The sequence below is a fragment of the Micromonospora antibiotica genome, from assembly GCF_017599305.1.
Classification (GTDB): domain Bacteria; phylum Actinomycetota; class Actinomycetes; order Mycobacteriales; family Micromonosporaceae; genus Micromonospora; species Micromonospora antibiotica.
Genome location: NZ_JAGFWR010000035.1, coordinates 37914 through 60181 on the forward strand (window position 1 = coordinate 37914; position 22268 = coordinate 60181).

The following is a 22268-nucleotide window of genomic DNA, read 5'->3' on the forward strand; positions in this document are numbered from 1 at the left end:
TAGCGTCGGAGGGGACCGCACCACGCCGACCGGGAGTGCCCATGTCCGTGCCCACCGTCGCCCACCCCGCGCCCCACCCACCCACCGTCGCCGGCCGTCGCCCCACCGGCTGCCGCCCGCCCGTGGGGTCCGGGGCCGTGCCGCGCCGGGCCGTCGGCCGGGGCCGGCGGTGACCGGGATGTGGCGGCTGACCCTGCGTACGCTGCGCGCCGACGCCCTGCGCCTGCTGCTCTCCTCGGTGGCGATCGTGCTCGGGGTCGCGTTCGTCGCCGGCACGCTGATGCTCACCGACGGCATGCAGGCCGGGGCATACGAGCGGGCCGGCGCCTTCGACCGGCACACCGACCTGGGCGTCTACGCCGACCGGACCACCCTGCCGCCGTCCCTGGTCGACCGGGTGCGCACGGTCGACGGGGTGGCCGAGGCCGCCGGGGAGCTGACCGCCCTCGTCGGGGTGGTCGGCGTCGACGGCCGGCCGGTGCTCGGCGTCGGGTTGCTCGCCGCGATCCCCACCGGGCCCGCGTTGCGCTCCTACGACGTGGTCGCCGGCCGGCTGCCCGACCGGCCCGGCGAGGTGGTCCTCGACGCGCCCACGGTCGCCGCGCAGGGGTTCACGCTCGGTGGCCCGGTCGGCGTCGGCGGCGCGACCGGCCCGGCCCGCCCGTACACCCTGGTCGGCACCGTCGACGTGGCCGGAACCACGCGCGACGTCGGCGGCCCGTTCGTCGGGTTGGTCGGCGCGGACGCGTTGGCTGTCAGCGGGCGGCCGGGCTACGACCGGATCATGGTGGCCGCCGCGCCGGAAACGGCGGGGCCGGCCCTGGCCGGCCGGGTGGCCGCGGTGGTCGGTGGGGACGCCACGGTGAAGTCGCGGCAGCGCATCCTCGACGAGGCCGTCGAGGACGGGGTGCGCGACCTCGACCAGTTCCGCCTGGTGCTGCTCGTCTTCGCCGGGGTGGCGGTGGTGGTGGCGGGGTTCGTCATCGCCAACACCTTCGCCATCGTGCTCGCCCAGCGGACCCGGCGGACCGCGCTGCTGCGGCTGGTGGGGGCCCGCCGGGGGCAGGTCTTCCGGGCCGCCGTGCTGGAGGCGGCGGTGCTCGGGCTGGCCGGCTCGGCCCTCGGGGTGGCGCTCGGTGTCGGGCTGGCCGCCGGGGCGGCGGCCCTGACCCCCCGGCTCGACCTGCCGCTGTCCGTCGCCGGTCTGACGGTGACCGCCCGGACGGTCGGGCTCAGCCTGCTGCTCGGCACCCTGGTCACCGTCGGGTCCGCACTGCTGCCCGCCTGGCAGGGCACCCGGGTGCCGCCGATGGCCGCCCTCGCCGACGCCGCCGGGCAGCCGGCCCGGGGTGCCGGGCGGGCCCGGCTGACCCTCGGCGCGCTGGTCGGTGTCGCCGGCATCGCCGCGTTGGCCGGGGCCGCCGCCGTCGGACAGATCGCCCTGGTCGCCGTGGGTGGGGTGCTGTCCTTCTTCGGGATAGTCATGTTCGGTCCGTTGCTGGTGCCGGTGCTGGTCCGGTTGCTCGGCCGGCCGTTGCGACCGGTGTTCGGGGCCACCGCCGCGCTCGCCGTGGCCAACGCGGCCCGCAACCCGCGCCGGGTGTCGGCGACCGCCACCGCCCTGGTGATCGGCATCGGGTTGGTCTCGGCGTTCGTGGTCGGCGCCGGCAGCGTCAAGGTGGGCGTCGAGCGGGCGGTCGACGCCCGCATCGGTGTCGACTTCGTGGTCACCGGCGTCGGTGTCGGGCTGCCCGCCCCGCTCGCCGGGGAACTGGCCGCCCGACCCGAGGTGGGGGTGGTGCACGAGCACCGTAACCGGGTCGTCGACGGCGTCGAGCTGCGGTCGGCGCACCCGGCGCTGGCCCGGCGTACCCTCGACGCGGTCGACGTCGGGGACGTCGCGGACCTGGGGCCGGGGACGGTGCTGGTGCACCGGGAACTGGCCGCCGCCCGGGGCTGGCGGGTGGGGTCGACGGTCACCGTCGCCGGCCGTCCGTTCCGGGTGGCCGCCGTGGTCACCGCCGACGGCCCGACGTCGCAGGGGGTGCCCGCCGGGCACGTGGTCGACCTGGCCGACGCCGACTTCACCGCGCTCTACCCCGACGAACGCGGCCAGCTGGCCGAGGTCGAGCCGGCCGACGGGGTGTCCGCCGAGCGGGCCCGCGCCGCCATCGGGGCGGTGGTCGCCCGGTACCCGACGGTGAACCTGCTGGACCAGGCCGCCTACAAGAAGACGCTCACCGGCACGGTGGACATGCTGCTCGCCTTCGTCACCGCGCTGCTCGGCCTGGCCGTGGTGATCGCCCTGGTCGGCGTCGCGAACACGCTCAGCCTGTCGGTGGTGGAGCGGAGCCGGGAAAACGCCGTGCTGCGTGCCGTGGGGCTGTCCCGGGGACGGATGCGCCTGCTGCTGGCCGTCGAGGCGGTGCTGACCGCCCTGGTCGGCGCGTTGCTCGGCACCGCGCTGGGCATCGCGGTCAGCGCCGGGACGGTGGCCTTCGTGGCCCGGCTGGGTGGCGGCTTCACGCTGGTGCTGCCCTGGGGGCGGCTCGGGCTGATCCTCGCCGTGGCCGTGCTCGCCGCGCTGGCCGCCTCGGTGCTGCCGGCCCGTCGTGCCCTGGCCCGTCCGGTGGTGGAGGCGCTCGGCGCGGAGTGACCCCGTGGTCGCCCGCCGGCCCGGCGACGCCGGGCCGGCGGGCCGCTGCGCGCCGAGCGGGGGCGTCGCCCGTCCCGGGGCAACGGTCAGAGGCGTTCCACCATGTCGCCCCGGCACCGGTCCCGGGTGTCGAAGACGTACCGGGCGTGCCGGGTGACCAGGTCGTAGTCGAAGCTGTCGTGGTCGGTCACCAGGACCACCGCGTCGGCTGCGGCGATCTCCCGCGCGGTCAGCTCCACGACCAGCACCCCGCCCGGGATGTGCTGCGGCTCCGCGTACGGCTCGACCGCGCGTACGTCCGCGCCGAGCGCCTGCAACCGCCGGGCCACGTCCACCGCCGGCGAGTCGCGCATGTCCCCGGTGTTCTTCTTGTACGCCAGCCCGAGCAGCAGCAACCGGGCCCCGTTGACCGGCCGGCCGATCCGGTTCAACCCGGCCATCACCCGCTGGGCCACGTGCTCGGGCATCTGGTGGTTGATGTCGTCGGCCAGCTCGATGAACCGGAACGGTCGGCCCAGGGTGCGCTTGACCTGCCAGGACAGGTAGCACGGGTCGATCGGCAGGCAGTGCCCGCCGACCCCCGGGCCGGGGCGGAACGGCATGAACCCGAACGGTTTGGACGACGCGGCCTCGATGGCCTGCCAGGCGTCGATGCCCAGTTGGTGGGAGGCCATCGCCAGTTCGTTGATCAGCGCGATGTTGACCTGGCGGAAGGTGTTCTCGATCAGCTTGGTCAGCTCGGCGACCCGGGTGGAGTCCACCGGCACCGTCCGTTCGACCAACCGCCGGTAGAAGCCGTCCACCCGGGAAAGCGACGCCGCGTCCACCCCGGACACCACCTTCGGGGTGTTCTCCAGCCGCCAGGTGGGGTTGCCCGGGTCGATCCGTTCAGGGCTGTAGCCGAGGTGGAAGTCACCCGGGCTGCGCAGCCCGCTCGCCGCCTCCAGCAACGGCCGGAGCAGGTCCTCGGTGGTCCCCGGGTAGGTGGTCGACTCCAGCACCACCGTGCAGCCGGGCCGGACGTACGGGCCGACGGCGGTGCCGGCCTGCTCGACGTAGCTCAGGTCGGGGGCCCCGTCGCGCAACGGGGTGGGTACGGTGATCACGCAGATGTCGAAACCCTCGGCGTCCGGGTACTCGGTGCTCGGCCGGTACCGGCCGCTGGCGAGGGCGCGGCCGAGCCGGTCTGCCCCGATGTCCTCGACGAAGGATTCGCCGGAGGCGAGCCGCTTGACCCGGTCGGCGTCAACGTCCAACCCGACCACGTCCAGTCCGGCTTCGACGGCGCGCATGGCCAGCGGCAGTCCGACGTATCCCTGGCCGATGACGACGAGTTTCTCTGCGTTCACCTGGGCTCCCTGCAAGCGTGTCCTTGCACGGAGCCTAGATGGCGATATAGCGATCTACGCCCGTTTTGGTGTTCCTGGGGGCTCTAGGGGCGTTCCTGCCCAAACGAGAGGATCGTTCAGCTGTCGGCCGGCGGCATGCCGTCGCCGTCCCCACCGCCGCCACCGCCGCTGCCCGGGTCGGTCGTGGCGGCCGTCGGTTCCGGCGCGGTGGGCCCCGGAGGGAGCGACGACTCCGTCGCGGTGGGTCCGACAGGGGGAGTCGTCGCCGGCGCGCTGGGCGGCGCGGACTTCGTGGGCAGCGACTGCGACGAGCCGTTCGGCAGCGGCGTCGGACTGACCGAGGCCGACGGCGACGGCTTCGCAGTCTGGTTGCCCGGCCGGTTCGACCGCTCCGTCTCCTGGGGGCCGGTCTGCTCGACGACCGCCGGGAGCTCGCTCTGCTCGGTGGGCGCCACCGCCGGACCGGTGCTGCGGATGTTCGGCACGCCGTTGTCGAGCGACTTCGCGGCACCCAGGGCGGCACCGAGCGCGGTCAACGCGACCAGTACCGCGGCCAACGCGCCGACCAGCGAGCCCCGACGGGTCCGTCCCGACCCCGCCCCGACCACCGTCCTGGGCGTCTGCGCCCCGACGAGGCGGGGGGTGTTCGCCCCGGACGGGTCGCGCAGCGGCGGCGTCACCAGGGCGGTCATGGCGGTCGCGGTGCCGTCGCCACTCGCGGCGCGGGCGGCGGCGGCCATCTCGGCGCCGGTGGCGAAGCGGTCCGCGGGGTCCTTCTCCAACGCCCGGGCCACCAGGGCCCGCACCGGAGCCGGGATGTCCGCCGGCAGCTCCGGCGGTTCGTCGTCCAGATGGCGTACGGCCACCTGGAGCGGGTTGTCTCCGGTGAACGGCGGCTGCCCGGTCAGGCAGCAGTGGGCCACCGCGCCCAGGGCGTAGATGTCGGTGGCGGCCGAGACCGGCCGGCCGGACGCCTGTTCGGGTGCCATGTAGAGGGCGGTGCCCGGCACCGCGTTCGTGCTGGTGATACTGGTCACATTGGTGGAGCGGGCGACGCCGAAGTCGACCAGCACCACCGTGCCGTCCTCCTGCACCAGCAGGTTGCTCGGCTTGACGTCGCGGTGCACGATCCCCCCGGCGTGCGCGGCGTGCAGGGCCTGGGCGACCTGGGCCACGACCGACATCGTCTCGGTCACGTCCAGGTGGCCGGCCGACTCGATCCGGCGCGACAGCGGCTCGCCCTCGACGAATTCCATGACGAGGTAGTCGGCCCGGGTGCCGTCGGCGAGCCGGTCCTCACCGCAGTCGAAGACCTGGACGATGCCGGGGTTGCGCAGCGCGGCCATGATCCGCGCCTCGGAGCGGAACCGGGCGATGAAATCGGGGTCCGAGACGAGCGCCGGCAGCAGCACCTTCACCGCGACCTGGCGACCGAGAACCAGGTCGGTGGCACGCCAGACATCGCCCATGCCGCCGGTGGCGACACGTTCGTCCAGGCGGTAGCGACCGCTGAGCACGACCTCGGATGACAACACCCCCATACCGTACCCAGGGTCCTCCCGTCCGGCAGACGGCGATATCCCTTCCGGGATTTCGGGAGGCGGCCCGGTGGAGGTCAACCCTGACCAGCGGTGACCGACACCCCACCCATGGTCACCGGTGACGGGTCGTCGGCGTCGTCCGCCCGATGCGATGACCCGGGGTGTCGAGAACCAGGTGTCCCGACGGCGATGCGGGCACGCGCGACGCGCCACCAGGGAGTTGATCTATCTCACCCTTTCCGGCCCGATGTCCGCTTGCCTCCGCCGCCTCCGGCTCCTAATGTTGCCCACTCTGGCCCGTCCCGGCGCCGGTACCGCGCGCAGACCGACGCCGTACCCCGCGCGGCGGTGGCAGAGAAGTCATCCGGCGTGAGGTGCGATCGGGTCAGCGGGGGGCTGAAGGTGCGCGAGGTGGTCCGCTGGGCGGGCCGAGGCTGCGGCACGCGTCCGCCCGCCACCGGCCCGGGTCGCCCGCTGGGAACGACGCGGCCGTGACCGGTGACCTGACCGAAGCGGTCGTCGCAGCGCAGGCCGGTGACGAGGAGGCGTTCCGCATCCTCTACCGCAGCCTCCAGCCGGGTCTGCTGCGCTACCTCACCGCGCTCGTCGGCCCCGACGCCGAGGACGTGGCCTCCGAGACCTGGTTGCAGATCTCCCGGGACCTGTCCCGGTTCACCGGCGGCGAGTTCCGTGCCTGGGCGGTGACCATCGCCCGGAACCGGGCCATGGACCACCTGCGCCGTCAACGTCGCCGCCCGTCCCTGCCGGTGCCGGTGCAGGAACTCAACGACCTCGCCGGGGACGCCGACACCGCCGAGCGGGCCGGCGAGACGATCGGGACGGAGTCCGCGCTGGCGCTGATCGCCACCCTGCCACCCCGGGAGGCGGAGGCGGTGCTGCTGCGGGCGGTGATCGGGCTCGACGCCGAGACCGCCGGGCGGGTGCTCGGCCGGCGACCGGGTGCGGTCCGTACGGCCGCCCACCGGGGGTTGCGCCGGCTGGCCGCGTTGCTGGACCGTGGCGATGAACCCGAGCCGTCCGACGGCGAGCGGGTCGCCCCGCCCCGCCCCCGCCCGACGCCCCAGGTGTCCCAGGCCGAGCCGGCGGACGGCTGACATGAGGGGAGACTGGATGAACGTCGGCCGGTCGGCCCGAGCCGGCCGGACGGTGGACCGGGCCGAGGCCGAGCGGCTGCTCGACCAGGCCGGTGTCGACGCCCCGCCGGCCACCGCCGAGCCGCTCGCCCGATTGCTGGCCGCTGCCGCCGCCCCGGCCCGGCCCGGTGAACTCGCCGGCGAGCAGGCGGCGGTCGTGGCCTTCCGGGCCGCGCGGGCCGCCGGGGTTCCCGCCCCCGCCGTGGTCGCCCGCCGGGGCCGCCGGTTGACCACCGGCGTGGTGACGTGGATCGCCGCGCTGGCCGCCACCGCCACCGCCGGGGTGGCCTTCGCCGCCGTCACCCGGGACGGGCCCGCCGAACGGGTGCCCGGCCCGGCTCCGTCGTCCACCACCGCCACCCCCACCGCCGCCGGGTCGGCACGACCCACCCCGCAGCGGTCCGGCCCGGTCCGGCAGGACCCGACGCGACGTCCCCCCTCGGGGCCGGGCGGCGCCCCCTCCGCCCCCGGGACGGTCCCCGGCCCCGGCGGTCCGGCCGGGACCGCCAAGGTGACCGGGCAGTGCCGGGCCTACCTGGCCAAGTCGCCCGAGCAGCGGGAGAAGGCGTTGACCAAGCCCGGCTTCGCCGAGGTGGTGGCCGCCGCAGGCGGGGCGGACCGGGTGGAGGCGTACTGCCGCCAACTCGTCCCGGGACGCCCACCGGGGGCACCCTCCGCCGGTCCCGGCGGAGGCCCCGGCCGTAAAAACTAGTCGAAAAGGCTTCACAAAAATTTCTTCCCGTCCGGTCTGCGAGATCGGTCCGGGAGAAAGAGGATGGAGGTACGACAGGGTCGGCCGCCACGGCCGTTCCCGACCGGTCGGCGCGGCCGGATCCCAGCGCCGGAGAGGGGCCGTCTCGTGGTGACATCGCCGGAGCTGGACCACACGAGCGTGCTCGGGGAGATCGCCGGTGCCGCCGGCCACCTCGCCCGGATCTGCTTCAAGACCGGGCCACCCACCCTCACCGGCGTCGAACTGGAATGGACCGTCCACGACGCCGCGGACCCCGCCCGACCGTTGAACCGGGCGAGGCTACGAGCGGCACTCGGGCCACACAGCCCACCCACCCTGGACGACACCAGCCCCGCCCACCCCCTGCGGCACGGCAGCACCGTGACCGTCGAGCCGGGTGGGCAGGTGGAGGTGTCCACCGCGCCGCGATCCTCGGTCGCCGCGCTGGTCTCGGCCACCCAGGCAGACATCGACGAGCTCGACGCGCTGCTCGCCCGTGCCGGGCTGGTGCTCGGGCGGACCGGCATCGACCCGTGGCGGGCCCCGAGCCCGGTGGTCGACACCCCGCGCTACCGCGCCATGCGCTGCGTCTTCGACCGCCGTGGTCCGGCCGGGCAGACCATGATGTACAGCACCGCCGGCCTCCAGGTCTGCCTCGACATCGGTGAACCCGCCGGACTGGCCGACCGCTGGGCGGCGGTGCACGCGGTGGGGCCGGCACTGGTGGCGGCCTTCGCCACCGCCGACCGGCACGCCGGCCGACCCACCGGCTGGGCATCCGCCCGGATGGCGGCCTGGCTGGACATCGACCCGGCCCGCACCGGTCCCGTCTGGTCGGCCCAGCAGCCGGACCAGGACCCGGTGGCCGCCTGGATCGACTACGTGCTGGCCGCGCCGCTGCTCTGCCTGCGTCACGACGGCCCGGACTGGACACCACCACCGGGGATCACCTTCGCCGACTGGATCGCCGGGGCGCTGCCGCACCCGCCGACCACCGACGACCTGGACTACCACGTCAGCACGCTCTTCCCGCCGGTCCGCCCGCGCGGCTACCTGGAGGTCCGCTACCTCGACGCCCAGCCCGGCCGGGACTGGACCCTCCCGCTGGCCGTGCTGACCGCGCTGCTGCACGACGACCACACGGTCCGGGCGGCCCGGACGATCGCCGCACCGGTGGCCGACCGCTGGCACCCCGCCGCACGGCACGGACTTGCCGACCCGGCCCTGGCCACGGCCGCCGCGGCCCTGCTCGACCTGGCCCGGCAGACGCTGCCGGCGCTGGACCTGCCGACCGAGACCCAGCACGAGATCGACCGCGGGATCCGTCGACGGATCGTCGCCGCACAGAAGGGGGACCGGTGACCACCACCGAAGAACCGGGCACGGGGACCGAGCCGCTGCGCAGCCGGATCGCCGCCGAACTAGCCCGGACCCGGGCCCGCACCGACGCGCTCACCGCCGCCGTCGACGACGACGACCTGGTCCGTCAGCACTCGACGCTGATGTCACCCCTGGTCTGGGACCTCGCCCACGTGGGCAACCAGGAGGAACTCTGGCTCGTCCGCGACGTCGGCGGGCGGGAGCCGGTCCGGCAGGACATCGACGACCTGTACGACGCCTTCAAGCAGCCCCGCAAGGACCGGCCCGCGTTGCCGCTGCTGCCACCGGCCGAGGCGCGGGCCTACGTGGCGACCGTCCGCGACAAGGTCCACGACCTGCTCGACGGGATCCGGTTCACCGACCGGGCGCTGGTCGCCGACGGGTTCGTCTTCGGCATGATCGTGCAGCACGAGCAGCAGCACGACGAGACCATGCTCGCCACCCACCAGCTGCGTTGCGGCCCACCGGTGCTCGACGCGCCCCCGCCCCCCGAGCCACGGGCACGGGTCGCCGCCGAGGTGCTGGTGCCGGCGGGACCGTTCACCATGGGCACCTCCACCGATCCGTGGGCGCTGGACAACGAACGCCCCGCCCACCCCGTCGAGCTGCCCGCGTACGTCATCGACGCCACGCCGGTGACCAACGGGGCGTACCGGGAGTTTCTCGCCGACGGCGGGTACGACGACCCGCGCTGGTGGAGCGCGGCCGGCTGGCGGCACCGCACCGAGGCCGGACTGACCGCACCGATGCACTGGCGACGCGACGGCGACGGCTGGGCCTACCAGCGGTTCGGCAGGTGGGCACCGGTCCGTGACGACGAGCCGGTGGTGCACGTCTGCTGGCACGAGGCGCAGGCGTACGCCCGCTGGGTCGGCAAGCGGCTGCCCACCGAGGCGGAGTGGGAGAAGGCGGCCCGGTGGGACCCGTCGACCGGCCGGTCCCGGCGCTGGCCGTGGGGCGACGACGAGCCGACCGCCGAGCACGCCAACCTGGGGCAACGGCACCTGTGGCCGGCGCCGGTCGGGGCCTACCCGGCGGGTGCCTCGCCGCTCGGTGTGCACCAGCTGATCGGCGACGTCTGGGAGTGGACGGCCAGCCCCTTCCACGGTCACCCCGGCTTCGCCGTCTTCCCCTACCGGGAATACTCGGAGGTGTTCTTCGGCGGCGACTACCGGGTGCTGCGTGGCGGCTCGTTCGGCACCGACCGGGCGGCCTGCCGGGGCACCTTCCGCAACTGGGACCACCCGATCCGGCGGCAGATCTTCAGCGGCTTCCGCTGCGCCCGTGACGCCCGGCCCGAGGAGGCCCACGGGTGACCGGCGGTGTCGCCTGATGTGCCGGCACCTGGCGTACCTCGGCCCCCCGGTGACCCTGCGGTCGCTGCTGTACGACCCGCCGCACTCGCTGGTGCGGCAGTCCTGGGCGCCCCGGGACATGCGTGGCGGCGGCACGGTCAACGTCGACGGCTTCGGCGTCGGCTGGTATCCCGGCACCGGCCGGCCGGGTGGGGACGACGGTCGCGGCGGGGATCCGGTGCGGTACCGCCGGGCCGGCCCGATCTGGTCCGACCCGACCCTGCCCGAGCTGGCCGGGGTGACCACCTCCGGCGCGGTGCTGGCGGCGGTGCGCTCCGCCACGGTCGGCATGCCGGTGCAGGAGAGCGCCGCCGCGCCCTTCGCCGAGGGGCGCTGGCTGTTCAGCCACAACGGGGTGGTGCGCGGCTGGCCGGACTCGGTCGTCGAACTGGCCGGGGGACTGCCGGTGCGGGACCTGGTCACCCTCGACGCGCCGACCGACTCGGCGCTGCTGTGGGCGCTGGTCCGGCACCGGTTGCGGGCCGGCGCGTCGCTGGCCGGGGCGGTCACCACGACCGTCCGGGAGGTCGCCGCCGCAGCCCCGGGATCACGGCTGAACCTGCTGCTCACCGACGGCGTGTCGGTGGTGGCGAGCGTGTGGGGGCACGCGTTGTCGGTGCGCGCCGACGACGGCACGGCGTGGCTTGCCTCCGAGCCGGTGGACGACGCGCCCGGCTGGCGGGAGGTGCCCGACCGGCGGTGGGTCCGGGCGGGACCGGACGGGGTGCACGTCGGCGAGCTGGAGTGACCTGACGGAACAGGACGTTTTCGGTGCAGGAGAGGACGACATGAGCGCGGAACCGCTGGAGATCTACCTGGAGGAGCGGGACCTCGACCGGGCGCTGCGGTCCGATGTGCGGACCGGGCTCGCGGCCGACCCGAAGTGGCTGCCACCGAAGTGGTTCTACGACGCCCGGGGCAGCGAGTTGTTCGAGGAGATCACCCGGCTGCCGGAGTACTACCCGACCCGGGCGGAACGGGCGGTGCTCGCCGAGCGGGCGGCCGACATCGCGGCGTCGACCGGGGCGAAGACGTTGATCGAGTTGGGCTCCGGTTCGTCGGAGAAGACCCGGCTGCTGCTGGACGCGTTCACCCGGCACGGCGGGCTGGGCACGTTCGTGCCGCTGGACGTGTCGGTGAGCGCGCTGCGGCATTCCACCGCGCAGATCGCCACCGACTATCCGGCGTTGCGGGTCCGTGGCATCGTCGGTGACTTCACCCGGCAGCTGGACCGGTTGCCGACCGGTGGCCGACGGCTGGTGGCCTTCCTGGGCGGCACCATCGGCAACCTGCTGCCGGCCGAGCGGGCCGGCTTCCTGGCCGCCATGCGGGCGGCCCTGGAGCCGGGCGACCACCTGCTGATCGGCACCGACCTGGTGAAGGACCCGGCGGTGATCGTGCCCGCCTACGACGACGCGGCCGGGGTCACCGCCGAGTTCAACCGCAACGTGCTCCGGGTGATCAACCGGGAGTTGGCCGCCGACTTCGATCCGGATGCGTTCGCCCACGTCGCCCACTGGGACCCCACGCAGGAGTGGATCGAGATGCGGCTGCGGGCCCGGCATCCGATGCGGGTACGGATCGGGGCGCTCGATCTGACGGTCGACTTCGCCGCCGACGAGGAGATGCGCACCGAGGTGTCGGCGAAGTTCCGGCCGGCGGGGGTCGCCGCCGAGCTGACGGCGGCCGGTTTCCTGCCCACCCGGTTCTGGACCGACCCGGACAGCCTGTTCGGGGTGACGCTGGCCCAGGCGGCGTGACCCGTTCCGGCCCTGCGGGGTGACGTTGGCCGGCCCAGCAGGACGTCGCGGTCGAAGCGGCGGCCCCGCCTGCCTGATCCGTCGCGGCCCGTCGGCCGGCGGGGCGTCCGGGTGACGATGTGCACCCGACGTCCCGTCGGCCGGGCCGCTCGGCTAGGCTGGTGGACGCGAAGGGGAGTAGCCCCCAATGTCGTGGTCGACACACTGGTGCGTTCCGCACCCGGCCACGCGGCCCCACCTCACGGTGGGGCGGGCGAGACCTTCGACTCAGGCTGTCACAGCCGGGTCGAGGGCGCCCCACACCTCCTCCCGGCCTGATCGGGAAGGTTCTCATGGACGGTTTCCTCGTCGCGCTGGTGGTCAGCTTCGGCGTCATCTTCGTCGCCGAGCTGGGGGACAAGTCCCAGCTCATGGCGCTCACGTTCGCCACCCGCTTCAAGACGGTCCCGGTGCTGATCGGCATCACCGTCGCCACCGCGATCGTGCACCTGGCCTCGGTGGCCATCGGGGTCGGCCTGAACGCCGCGCTGCCCACCGGGTGGATCTCGCTGGTCGCCGGTCTGGCGTTCCTCGGCTTCGGGGTCTGGACGCTGCGCGGGGACAAGCTCACCGAGGAGGAGAAACGCAAGGCGGAGAAGACCGGCAAGTCCGCCGTCTTCGCCGTCGGTGTCGCCTTCTTCCTGGCCGAGTTGGGCGACAAGACGATGCTGGCCACCATCACCCTGGCCACCAAGTACGGCTGGTTCGGCACCTGGCTCGGCTCGACCCTCGGCATGGTGGCCGCCGACGCCCTGGCCATCCTGGTCGGCCGGTTGCTCGGTCGGCACCTGCCGGAGAAGACCATCCGGTACGGCGCGGCGGTGCTCTTCGCCATCTGCGGCCTGTGGTTGATCCTGGAGGCGGTGCGGGAGCTGTCCTGACGGTGCGGCTGGCCGGGTCCTCCGACTAGCCGGTCCGGGGGCGGGTAACGCCACCCGGTGAGGGTGGACGAGTTGCTGCGCCACGGCGACACGGTCGTGGTGGGCGTGGTGGAGACCTTCGGTGCGACGGTCATCGTCGTCGGCGCGCTCTGGGCGGCGCTGCGGTTCGTGGTCGAAGGGCTGCGACACCGCAGCGCCGCCGTGTTCACCCCGATCCGGCTCTCCCTCGGCCGGTTCCTCACCCTCGGCCTGGAGTTCCAGTTGGCGGCGGACATCCTGCGTACCGCGGTGTCGCCGACCTTCGCCCAGCTGGGTCAGCTGGCCGCGATCGCCACCATCCGGACCGCGTTGAACGTCGTGCTGCGCCGGGAGATCGCCCAGGAGCAGCGGCAGGTGACCGCCGACACGGGTGGTCGACCGCAGCCCGACCCGCAGCCGACGCCGACCGGTGCCGCAGGTGGCGGGGCGCCCGGATGAGCGGTCTCGCCGCCCCGCTCGCCGCCGTGGTGAGCGCCCTCGCCCTGGGTGTCGGTGGTGTGGTGCTGCTGACGGTGCGGTCCTGGCGGACCGCCCTGGGGGTGCTGCTCGAACTGCTGGTCGCCGCGGGTCTGCTCCGGCTGCCGGGTGGGCGGAGCTGGCCGGCGTTGGCGACGGCGGTGGCGGTCATCGTGCTGCGCCGGGTGCTCTGGGCCGGCCTGGGCACGCCGGCCCCCGCCGACCACCAGCCCGCTGGCGGCCCGGGTCCCCCGGGCGGGCCACCGCCCGCTGGCTGACTTCCACCCGCTGGCGGACTACCGACCCGTCGGGACGGGTAAGCCGAGCACATCCCCACCGGGGGTGGCACGGCACGGAACGAAGGTGACGGGAAGGATTCCCCTATGAGCCGGCACGACGAGCCCAACGAGTACGGCTTCGCGGGCGGGGCCACCGCCCCCCAGCCCCCGCCGGGCGGTCGCCCCGACGAGCAGGACCGGGCGGAGGCGGTAGCGGTGCCGGGCGACGACCTGACCGAGGCGGTCACCGAAGCGCTGGACGAGACCGAACCGGACGGGCGGGACCGTACGGCGCACCGCGGTCGTTGACCGTCACGACCGTCCGCCCGGTGGTCCCCGGCTGGGGACGGCACCGGGCGGACGGTGGGCTCAGCGGGGGGACGGCAGCGCGGAGAGCCGGGTGGTGTCGCCGAGCCGGGCGAGGTTGTCGTCGCAGCACGCCGCCAGCCGTTTGACCATCTCGTCGGGGTCGCCGTACGGGTCGAGCCCGGCTAGCTCCTCGGGGGCCAGCGCGGGCACCCGGACGTGGGAGATGAGCGGGTGCAGCGGCCGGCTGTCGATCTCGTCGACGCCGAACAGGTCCTCGTGCAGTTTCTCCCCGGGGCGCAGACCGGTGTAGACGATCTCGGGCGGCGGGGACGCCTCGGCGGCCAGCCGTTGGGCCACCTCGGCGATGCGTACCGGTTCGCCCATGTCCAGCACCAGCGCCTCGCCGCCCCGGCCCAGGACGGCGGCCTGGAGCACCAGGTGCACCGCCTCCTGCATGGTCATGAAGTACCGGGTCACGTCCGGGTGGGTCACGGTGATCGGGAGCCCGGCCCGGACCTGGGCCTGGAAGGCGGTGAGCACCGAGCCCCGGCTGCTGAGCACGTTGCCGAAGCGGACGCTGAGGAACTTCGCGCCGTACCGGTCGGCGTAGTGCGCCATCAGTCGCTCGGTGATCCGCTTGGAGTAGCCCAGCACGCTGATCGGGTTGGCCGCCTTGTCGGTGGAGATGTTCACGAACTCGGCGACGTCCCGGCATGCCTCCAGCACGTTGAGGGTGCCCTGGACGTTGGTCTTGACCGCCTCGCCGGGGTGCCGTTGCAGCAGCGTGAGGTGCTTGAGTGCGGCGGCGTGGAAGACGATGTCGGGCCGCCGGTCGGCGATGACCCGGGCGATGCCGTCACCGTCGCGGATGTCGGCGAGGATCAGCTCCGGCCCGTCCAGCAGCGCCCGGCCGTGCAGGGACATCTGCAGGGCGTGCAACGCGGACTCGTCCCGGTCCAGCATCATCAGCTCACCGGGGTCGCAGCGGGCGATCTGCCGGCACAGCTCCGAGCCGATCGACCCTCCGGCCCCGGTGACCAGGACCCGGCGTCCGGCGAGACCGTTGCGTTCCACGGTCAGTTCGGCGACCCGTTGGGCCCGGCCGAGCAGGTCGGTGAGTTGCAGGTCGCGTACGGCGTCGGCGGTGACCGGGCGGTCGAGCAGTTCCCGTACCGGCGGGAGCACCTTGAACGCGGCACCGGCCTGCAGGGTGCGGCTGCGCACGTCGCGCATCAACGCCGCGTCTGAGCCGTTGATCGAGAAGATCACGGTGCTGGCCCGGGTGTCCCGGACCGCCTGGGTGAGCCGGTCCCGACCACCGAGCACCCGCAGCCCGGCTACCCGCAGCCCCTGTTTGTCGGGGTCGTCGTCGAGCAGTCCCACCGGCAGGTATCCGCTGGCCGGGTCGCCGAGCAGCACCCGGACCAGGCGTTCGCTGGCGGCGTCGACCCCGTAGATGAGGGTCCGGTCGGCGGAGCGGGCCGGTCGGGCGTCCCGGTCGCGTCGCCACCGGTAGGTGACCCGGCCGGCCCCCATCATCAGCAGCGCCACGGCGGCACCGAGGACCGGCACGCTGGCGGGGACCGGTCGGTCCGTCATCGGCAGCAGCGCGGCCAGGGCCACGGCGGCGGCCAGCACCACGGTGCCACCCAGGTCACGGGCCTCGCCGACGCTGCCGACCGGGTGCCGGCCCCGGGCGGTGAACCGTACCTGTTCGAGGGCGGCGTGGATGACCGCGCACACGCCGGCGGCCCCGAGGGCGAGCGCGCACTGCCGGGGCGTGATGCCGAACTCGTAGCGCGCCCAGGAGGCGATCAGAAAGCCCGCGCACCAGGAAGCGGTGTCGAGCGTTAGCAATGACAGGGCCTTCGCGCGTCGGGTCACCCAATCGCGCCGCTGGATGGGGGCGTCGTCGGGCAGGGGGTCTACGTGGTTCATTGGCGTCCTCTGCGTTTTGTTTCGTTATTGCGAGGATTCGGCACTGCTAAGAGGTTTGCATCGTATACGTTGCTTTTGCCGTCTAACGGACTACATGCAGGGTTTAGATACTCTCACGCTGTTATGGGAACCTAGGGAGACTTCGTGCTTTTTCACCAGCTGACCGTTCCGCCGGAACGGAGGGCGTGATGGACGTCCGCACCTGCCTGCGCCTGGTCCGCCGACACTGGTGGATCGTCCTGGTCACCCTGATGCTCACGGTCGGCTCGGCGGCGCTGGTCACCGTCCGTACGGCGCCCCGGTACGTGGCCTCGGTGACCTTCTTCGTCACCGCCCCCAACCAGGGCGTCAGCAACGCCTACCAGGGCGAGCTGTTCCTCCAGCAGCGCGTGAAGTCCTACGCCGACCTGCTGCGCAGTGACCGCCTGGCGCAGGCCATGGTCGCTGAGACCGCCCTCGGCCTGACCGCCGACGACGTCCAGCGGCGGGTCGCCACCTCCACCGAGCCGGGCACCGTGCTGCTGCGTGCCACCGTCACCGACACCGACCAGGCCCGGGCCATGAAGGTCACCGAGGCCCTGTCGGCGAAGTTCGTCGAGCTGGTCAAGAAGATCGAGACCACCTCGGACGGCAAGGCCGGTCCCACCCGGATCGAGGTGGTGGGCGGCCCCCGGGTCAGCGCCAGCCCGGTCTCCCCGCAGCCCAACCGCAATCTCGCCCTCGGTGTCCTGGTCGGGCTCCTGCTCGGCGTGGCGCTCGCGGTGCTGCGCGGCATGGTCGACGTGCGGCTGCGCGACGCCGCCGGGTTGCAGCGGGCCACCGGTAGCCCCCTGCTCGGCGACATCCCCTTCGACCAGGGCGCCAAGGCGGCACCGCTGATCGTCGGGGACGCGGCGACCTCGGCCCGCGCGGAGGCGGTCCGGAAACTGCGGACCAACCTGCGCTTCGTGGACGTGCACGAGCCCGCCCGGGTGATCGCGGTGACCAGCGCGTTGCAGGGGGAGGGCAAGACCACCCTGTCCTGCAACCTGGCGATCGCGTTGGCCGAGGCGGGTTGGCGGGTGCTGCTGGTCGACGCCGACCTGCGTCGCCCGAAGGTCGCCGACTATCTCGGGGTCGACGGCGGCGTGGGCCTCACCGACGTGCTCGTCGGCGACGTCCAGGTGGGCGACGTGGTGCAGCGTTGGGGCGACAAGTCGCTGCTGGTGCTGCCCAGCGGCTCGACCCCGCCGAACCCCAGCGAACTGCTCGGCTCGAAGGCGATGGCGGACCTGCTGCTCGCCCTGCGCGAGTCGGCGGACATCGTGGTGATCGACACCGCACCGCTGCTGGCCGTCACCGACGGCGTGGTGGTGGCCGTGCAGGCCGACGGCGCGTTGCTGGTCACCCAGCAGGGGCGCACCTCGCGTGCCCAGGCCGCCGCGGCGGCCCGCTCCCTGCACTCCGTGTCGGTGCGGCTGCTCGGCTGCGTGCTCAACATGGCCAAGGTGGCCCGGGCGGACGCCTACCAGTACGAGGCGTACCGGATCGCCACCGCGACCGGGGCGTCGGTCCCGGCCGATCGGGCCACCGCCGCCCAGCGCGGCGATCAGGGGCTGCCCCCCGTCGGCGACCGGACGCAGGAACTCACCCGGCTGCCGCGATGAGTGCTGCTCCGGGTCCGGCAGCGCGGGGATGCCCCGTGTCGGGGGCGGCGGTTCGCCGCCGCACCCCGGCGCCGGCCGACCCCGTGCGCCGGTCGGCCGGCGGCGGTACGGGCGGGGGAGCGCGACGATGAAGGTCGGGATCCTGTCGTACCACTTCCCGCCGGAACCGGCCTTCATCCCCGGCAGCCTCGCCGAGGAGCTGGCCCGGCGCGGACACGAGGTGCGGGTGCTGACCGGCTTTCCGGACTATCCCGGCGGCCAGGTCTATCCGGGCTGGCGGCAACGCTTCCGGCACGTGACCCGCAGCGAGCGGTTGACCGTGCGTCGGGTGCCCCGCTATGCCGGCGGGGACGCCTCGCCCGTCGCCCGGATGGCCGGCTATCTCTCCTTCGCCGGCAGCGCCGCGTTGGCGGGCCGGCGGTACCTGGCCGACGTCGACGTGCTGTACGTCTTCCAGTTTCCCGCGACCACCTTCGCCACCGCCGGGTTGCTGCGGCTGCTCGGCCGGGTGCCCACCGTCCTGCACGTGCAGGACCTGTGGACCGGGGAGGTCGCCCCGGGGCAGGCCGCACAGGCCCGGCCCGGCCGGATCGCCACCACCATGCGCCGGGTGCTGCGGGAGGCCGACGCGGTGGCGGTCACCGCCCCGTCCATGCGGGAGCTGGTGGTCGCCGACGGGGTGGCCGAGGCGCGGGTGCGCACGGTGCTCAACTGGACCGACGAACGGATCTTCCAGCCGGTGCGACCGGGCCGCGACGCCCAGGCGCTGGTTCGCCGGGACGCCCGCTGCGTGGTCATGCACGCCGGCACGATCGGCGTACGCCAGGGCCTGGAGACCGCGGTACGGGCGGCGGCGGCGCTCGACGACCGGATGGACCTGGTGCTGGTGGGCTCCGGGGCGCAGGAACGGCGGGTCCGGGGGCTCGCCACCGAGTTGGGCGCCGACAACGTGCGCTTCCTCGAGCGGCGGTCTCCGCTGGACATGCCCGAGCTGTACGCCGCCGCCGACTACCAGCTGGTGACCCTGCGCGACCTTCCCGAGCTGAGCGGGACGGTGCCGAGCAAGGTGCAGTCCGCGCTGGCCTGCGCCGCCCCGATGGTGGCCTCGGCCGGTGGGGACACCGCGGCTCTGGTGGAGCGGGCCCGCGCCGGGCTCTCCTGCCCACCCGAGGACTGGGCCGCGTTGGCCGACCGGTTCTGGCTGGCCACGACCATCCCCGCGCCGGCCCGGGTCGAGATGGGCCGGCGGGGGCGGGAGACCTATCTGCGGGAGATGTCGTTGCGGGCCGGGGTGGACCGGATCGAGGCGTTGCTTCGGGAGATCGCGGTCCGCCGCTGACGATCGGCCGGGCCCGGTCCACCAAATAGTAAAAAACCCGTATAAGCATCATAACATCGTCAATCATGCTAGAAAACCCACTGATGGTCATATCGCCCCAGGCGAGAGTGGAGCACGGCGTGGCGGAGAACGGTGGGTCGCGCAGCGGCCGACGAAGACTGCGACGGCGGACCCGGCGACGGGTCCGGCGGGCCCTGTTGGTCGCCCTGGTCGTCGGGTCGGTGCTGTTCGGCGCGGCCGGGTGGGTGGGCTTCCGTGGCTGGCAGGCACGCGCCCACCTGGTCAACGCGGCCGGGCTCGCCCGGGAGCTGAGCACCCAGGTGCTCGGCGGCGACCTCGACCGCGCCCAGCGCACGCTGGCGGCGTTGCAGGAGCAGGCCGGTGCGGCCCGGACCGCCACCGGTGACCCCGGGTGGTGGCTCGCCCGGCACGTCCCCTACGCCGGCGACGACGTGGCGGCCGTACGGACCATCGCGGTGGCCATCGACGACCTGGCCCGGCAGGCTTTCCCGGCGTTGCTGCGTACCGACCTGACCACGTTGGTGCCGTCCGGGGGGCGGCTGGACCTGGCCCGGCTGCGGGCCGCCTCGGCGGACCTGAGCGCGGCGGACGCCGCCGTCCGCAGGTCCCGGGCCGGCCTCGACGCGGTGCGCGCCGAGGATCTGGTCAGTCAGCTCGGTGCCGCGTTGGCGGAGCTGCGTACGGAGATCGACCGGCTGGCCGGACTGACCGGCGCGGCCGATCGGGGCGCCCGGGTGCTGCCCGCCCTGCTCGGCGCGGACGGGCCCCGCAGTTACCTGCTGCTGTCGCAGAATCTCGCCGAACTGCGCGCCACCGGCGGGATGTTCGGCGCGTACGCGGTGATCCACGCCGACGACGGGCGGATCCGGATGCGCGAGCAGGGCACCAGCGCCCAGTTCGGCCGGTTCACCCCCGCGCTGCGGGTGGACGACGAGGTACGCCGGCTCTACACCGACCTGCCGGGCATCTATCCGGCGGACGTCAACCTGAGCCCGAACTTCCCTGCCGCGGCGAAGCTCTACCGGGAGATGTACCGGCGGCACAGCGGGGTGACCGTCGACGGGGTCCTGACGGTCGACCCGGTGATGCTGTCCTACCTGCTCCAGGCCACCGGGCCGGTACAGGTGCCGGGCGACGCGACCCTGGTCAGCAGTCAGGTGGTGCGCACCCTGCTCAGCGACACGTACCAGGGGCGGGACGACAACGGCCAGGATGCCTTCTTCGCCGCGTCGGCGTCCGCCGTGTTCGACGCCTTCCTCACGAAGAAGGTCAACCCAAGAGTGCTTTTGTCGGCTTTAGACCGCTCCATCACGGAAAGACGGATACTGTTCTGGAGTGCCCGATCCACGGAACAGCGGACGTTCGCCGACACCCGGCTCGCCGGTGCCCTCCCCGAACAGGAGGCCACCCCGACCGTCGGGGTCTTCCTCAACGACGGCAGTGGCGCGAAGCTCGGCTACTACCTGCGGCCGACGGCGACCCTCACCGCCGGTGACTGCGCCGACGAGGGGCGGCGGCAGCTCAAGCTGCGCTTCACCCTGCACTCGTCGGCCCCCGACTCGGGTCTCGCCAAGTCGGTGCTCGGCCTCGGCATGGCCGGCGACCCGTACACGGCCCGGACCCTGATCTCCATCTACAGCCCGGCGGGCGGCACGGTGCTCAGCGCCCGGGTCGACGGAAAACCGACCCCGCTGGGCAGTGGGATCGAGCGTCGCCGGCAGGTGGTCATCGCCACCGTCGACGTCGCCCCCGGCACCACCCGGACCCTCGACGTGGACCTGCTCACCGGCAGGAACACCACCGGCACCCCCGACCTCTGGCACACACCGACCGCCACCCCATGGACCACCCAAGTAGTTCCCGCACCTAGCTGCAAACAGTAGGAGGAGACCATCATGCGGCTATCCCGCATTCTCATGGCGCTGACGGTCGGTCTGGCCATCGTGGCCGTGCCGACCGCCGCGGGGGCTGCTCAGCCGCAGCCACCCGCCGACAGCACGCCGCAGCCGCCACCGTACCCACCCGTCACGCCCTCGCTGACGGCCAACCCGACGACCATCTTCCTCGGCGAGACCGTGGTGCTCACCGGCACCGGCTTCGGGCCGAACGAGATCGTCGACATCGACGTCACCGTGGCGCCCCTCGCCGCGGCCGTTCCGGGGCAGGCGCCGGCCCGGCGCAGCGACGGCACCACCGTCGCGATGGTGAAGGTCGACTATTCGCAGCCGCAGCCCGCGCCGCGGCACTTCACGGCGCAGACCGACGCGAATGGCAACTTCACCGTGAGCTACCGGCCGAGCGACGTGGGTCGGCTCACCTTCACCGCGACCGGGCGTACGTCGGGCCGTACGGCCAGCACGACGATCACCGTGCTGCCGAAGAAGAAGCCGCACCCGCACCTGCCGGTCACCGGTGACAACCTGAGCACGCCCCTGAAGGTCGGCGGCGGGCTGGTCGGCGCCGGTGTGGTGCTGATGCTCACCGCGTTCGGCTGGCGGCGTCGCCAGCGGTTCGGTATGACCCGCTGACCCGGATCGCACCGGTACGCACAGGTGCCCGTCGGACCCATGGTCCGACGGGCACCTGCCGTCGGGCGGCGGGTGTGGCCCCGCCGCCGCCCACCGACGCCGGGGCACCTGCCGTCGGGCGGCCGGGGTGGCCCGCCGGCAGGTGCCGACGTCGGGGCGTGTCGACCGCCCCCGGACGCGGATCGTCATCCCCGTCCGGTTCACTGGCGGGATGGACGAGTCGATCTGGAACGCGGCCCGGTCCGCTCGCGCCTGGCTGGACGCCGCGAACGGCACCGACCAGACGGAGCTGACCTGCCGGATCCTCAAACTCACCGAGGAGGCCGGTGAGGCGGCCGGGGCGTGGATCGGGGCGTTGGGCCAGAACCCGCGCAAGGGAGTCACGCACACTCACGCGGAGGTGGCCGCTGAACTCGCCGACGTGGTCTTCACCGCCCTGGTCGCCATCGAGAGTCTGGGCCTGGATGCCCGTTCGGTGGTGACCGCCTGCGCCGCGAAGGTCGGGTCGCGGATCACCCCGTGACGCCTCCGGGCCCCGATGGGTGGTTTAGTGTGCGTGGACACGCGCCGATTGTCTGCTTTGTCCGCATCGGCTCTCCTCCACGGTGACCGCCGGCACCTCTGAGCCGGAATCCGGGCCGGCCCGCAGGCGTTACACCCTGCGTACGACCGCAGCAGCACCCCCCGGCCGCCCGGCCCGACGCCCCCCGGCGGAATGAGCGGGCACCGACGGTCGTTACACCCCCCCACGGACGACCGCAGCACCACCCCCGACCGGCCCGCCCCCGCATCCGTGCGGGAATGGCCCCGGCACCCCGGTCGTTACACCTTTCCCCGGCACGAGCGGCCCACCTCCCCGGCCGGGA

19 protein-coding genes are annotated in these 22268 nt (G+C 73.8%); 16 read left to right on the top strand and 3 right to left on the bottom strand.

Translation table 11 applies throughout. The features are described from left to right. Positions 1 to 178: 178 nt before the first annotated feature. Complete coding sequence (locus JQN83_RS31050) at positions 179 to 2656, top strand: ABC transporter permease (protein WP_208570711.1); 2478 nt, start codon at positions 179 to 181, stop codon at positions 2654 to 2656. Positions 2657 to 2742: 86 nt separating this feature from the next. Here the strand turns inward: JQN83_RS31050 and JQN83_RS31055 are convergent, their stop codons facing one another. Continuing rightward, entirely contained in the window at positions 2743 to 4005 is a 1263-nt protein-coding gene (locus JQN83_RS31055; protein WP_208570712.1) for a nucleotide sugar dehydrogenase, read from the bottom strand. 116 nt (positions 4006 to 4121) lie between these two features. Continuing rightward, positions 4122 to 5546: a serine/threonine-protein kinase gene (locus tag JQN83_RS31060; protein WP_208570713.1), complete on the bottom strand. Its 1425-nt coding sequence runs from the start codon at positions 5544 to 5546 to the stop codon at positions 4122 to 4124. A 491-nt stretch (positions 5547 to 6037) separates the two neighbouring features. Between JQN83_RS31060 and JQN83_RS31065 the strand changes: the two genes are divergently transcribed. From JQN83_RS31065 to JQN83_RS31110, 10 genes are all read left to right on the top strand, one after another. Next, entirely contained in the window at positions 6038 to 6661 is a 624-nt protein-coding gene (locus JQN83_RS31065) for an RNA polymerase sigma factor (protein WP_208570714.1), read from the top strand. A gap of 16 nt (positions 6662 to 6677) precedes the next feature. Then, positions 6678 to 7412: a hypothetical protein gene (locus tag JQN83_RS31070; protein WP_208570715.1), complete on the top strand. Its 735-nt coding sequence runs from the start codon at positions 6678 to 6680 to the stop codon at positions 7410 to 7412. A 147-nt stretch (positions 7413 to 7559) separates the two neighbouring features. Then, positions 7560 to 8795: an ergothioneine biosynthesis glutamate--cysteine ligase EgtA gene (gene egtA / locus JQN83_RS31075; RefSeq protein ID WP_208570716.1), complete on the top strand. Its 1236-nt coding sequence runs from the start codon at positions 7560 to 7562 to the stop codon at positions 8793 to 8795. After that, positions 8792 to 10129 carry an ergothioneine biosynthesis protein EgtB gene (egtB, locus tag JQN83_RS31080; protein ID WP_208570717.1) on the top strand — a complete coding sequence of 446 codons (1338 nt, stop codon included), beginning with the start codon at positions 8792 to 8794 and terminating at the stop codon, positions 10127 to 10129. The genes egtA and egtB overlap by 4 nt, the downstream gene beginning before the upstream one ends. Positions 10130 to 10145: 16 nt before the next feature. Then, positions 10146 to 10916: an ergothioneine biosynthesis protein EgtC gene (gene egtC / locus JQN83_RS31085; RefSeq protein WP_208570718.1), complete on the top strand. Its 771-nt coding sequence runs from the start codon at positions 10146 to 10148 to the stop codon at positions 10914 to 10916. A 40-nt stretch (positions 10917 to 10956) separates the two neighbouring features. Next, positions 10957 to 11928, top strand: coding sequence for an L-histidine N(alpha)-methyltransferase (gene egtD / locus JQN83_RS31090; protein ID WP_208570719.1), 972 nt, complete (start codon positions 10957 to 10959; stop codon positions 11926 to 11928). Positions 11929 to 12260: 332 nt separating this feature from the next. Next, positions 12261 to 12848 carry a TMEM165/GDT1 family protein gene (locus JQN83_RS31095; RefSeq protein ID WP_208570720.1) on the top strand — a complete coding sequence of 196 codons (588 nt, stop codon included), beginning with the start codon at positions 12261 to 12263 and terminating at the stop codon, positions 12846 to 12848. A 57-nt stretch (positions 12849 to 12905) separates the two neighbouring features. After that, a complete protein-coding gene (locus JQN83_RS31100) occupies positions 12906 to 13325 on the top strand; it encodes a DUF1622 domain-containing protein (protein WP_208570721.1) in 420 nt (139 codons plus the stop codon). After that, positions 13322 to 13621 (top strand): hypothetical protein, encoded by a 300-nt coding sequence (locus tag JQN83_RS31105; RefSeq protein WP_208570722.1) that lies wholly within the window; start codon positions 13322 to 13324, stop codon positions 13619 to 13621. Before JQN83_RS31100 ends, JQN83_RS31105 begins: the two co-directional genes overlap by 4 nt. A gap of 105 nt (positions 13622 to 13726) precedes the next feature. Beyond that, positions 13727 to 13930, top strand: a complete 204-nt coding sequence (locus JQN83_RS31110) for a hypothetical protein (protein WP_208570723.1) — start codon at positions 13727 to 13729, stop codon at positions 13928 to 13930. Between the two features lie 60 nt (positions 13931 to 13990). On the opposite strand, the gene JQN83_RS31115 is transcribed toward JQN83_RS31110, so the two are convergent. Next, positions 13991 to 15868: a nucleoside-diphosphate sugar epimerase/dehydratase gene (locus tag JQN83_RS31115; protein ID WP_208570724.1), complete on the bottom strand. Its 1878-nt coding sequence runs from the start codon at positions 15866 to 15868 to the stop codon at positions 13991 to 13993. Between the two features lie 188 nt (positions 15869 to 16056). Here JQN83_RS31115 and JQN83_RS31120 point away from each other — a divergent pair, with 188 nt between their 5' ends. From JQN83_RS31120 to JQN83_RS31140, 5 genes are all read left to right on the top strand, one after another. Further along, positions 16057 to 17514, top strand: coding sequence for a tyrosine-protein kinase domain-containing protein (locus JQN83_RS31120; RefSeq protein WP_208570725.1), 1458 nt, complete (start codon positions 16057 to 16059; stop codon positions 17512 to 17514). A 127-nt stretch (positions 17515 to 17641) separates the two neighbouring features. Next, the gene (locus JQN83_RS31125) at positions 17642 to 18853 is read left to right on the top strand and encodes a glycosyltransferase family 4 protein (RefSeq protein ID WP_208570726.1); all 1212 of its coding nucleotides are present in this window, start codon (positions 17642 to 17644) and stop codon (positions 18851 to 18853) included. Positions 18854 to 18972: 119 nt separating this feature from the next. After that, positions 18973 to 20757 (top strand): DUF4012 domain-containing protein, encoded by a 1785-nt coding sequence (locus tag JQN83_RS31130; RefSeq protein WP_307799967.1) that lies wholly within the window; start codon positions 18973 to 18975, stop codon positions 20755 to 20757. A gap of 12 nt (positions 20758 to 20769) precedes the next feature. Beyond that, positions 20770 to 21402 (top strand): hypothetical protein, encoded by a 633-nt coding sequence (locus JQN83_RS31135; protein WP_208570728.1) that lies wholly within the window; start codon positions 20770 to 20772, stop codon positions 21400 to 21402. A gap of 211 nt (positions 21403 to 21613) precedes the next feature. Next, entirely contained in the window at positions 21614 to 21925 is a 312-nt protein-coding gene (locus JQN83_RS31140; RefSeq protein WP_208570729.1) for a MazG-like family protein, read from the top strand. The last annotated feature ends 343 nt before the right edge of the window (positions 21926 to 22268 follow it).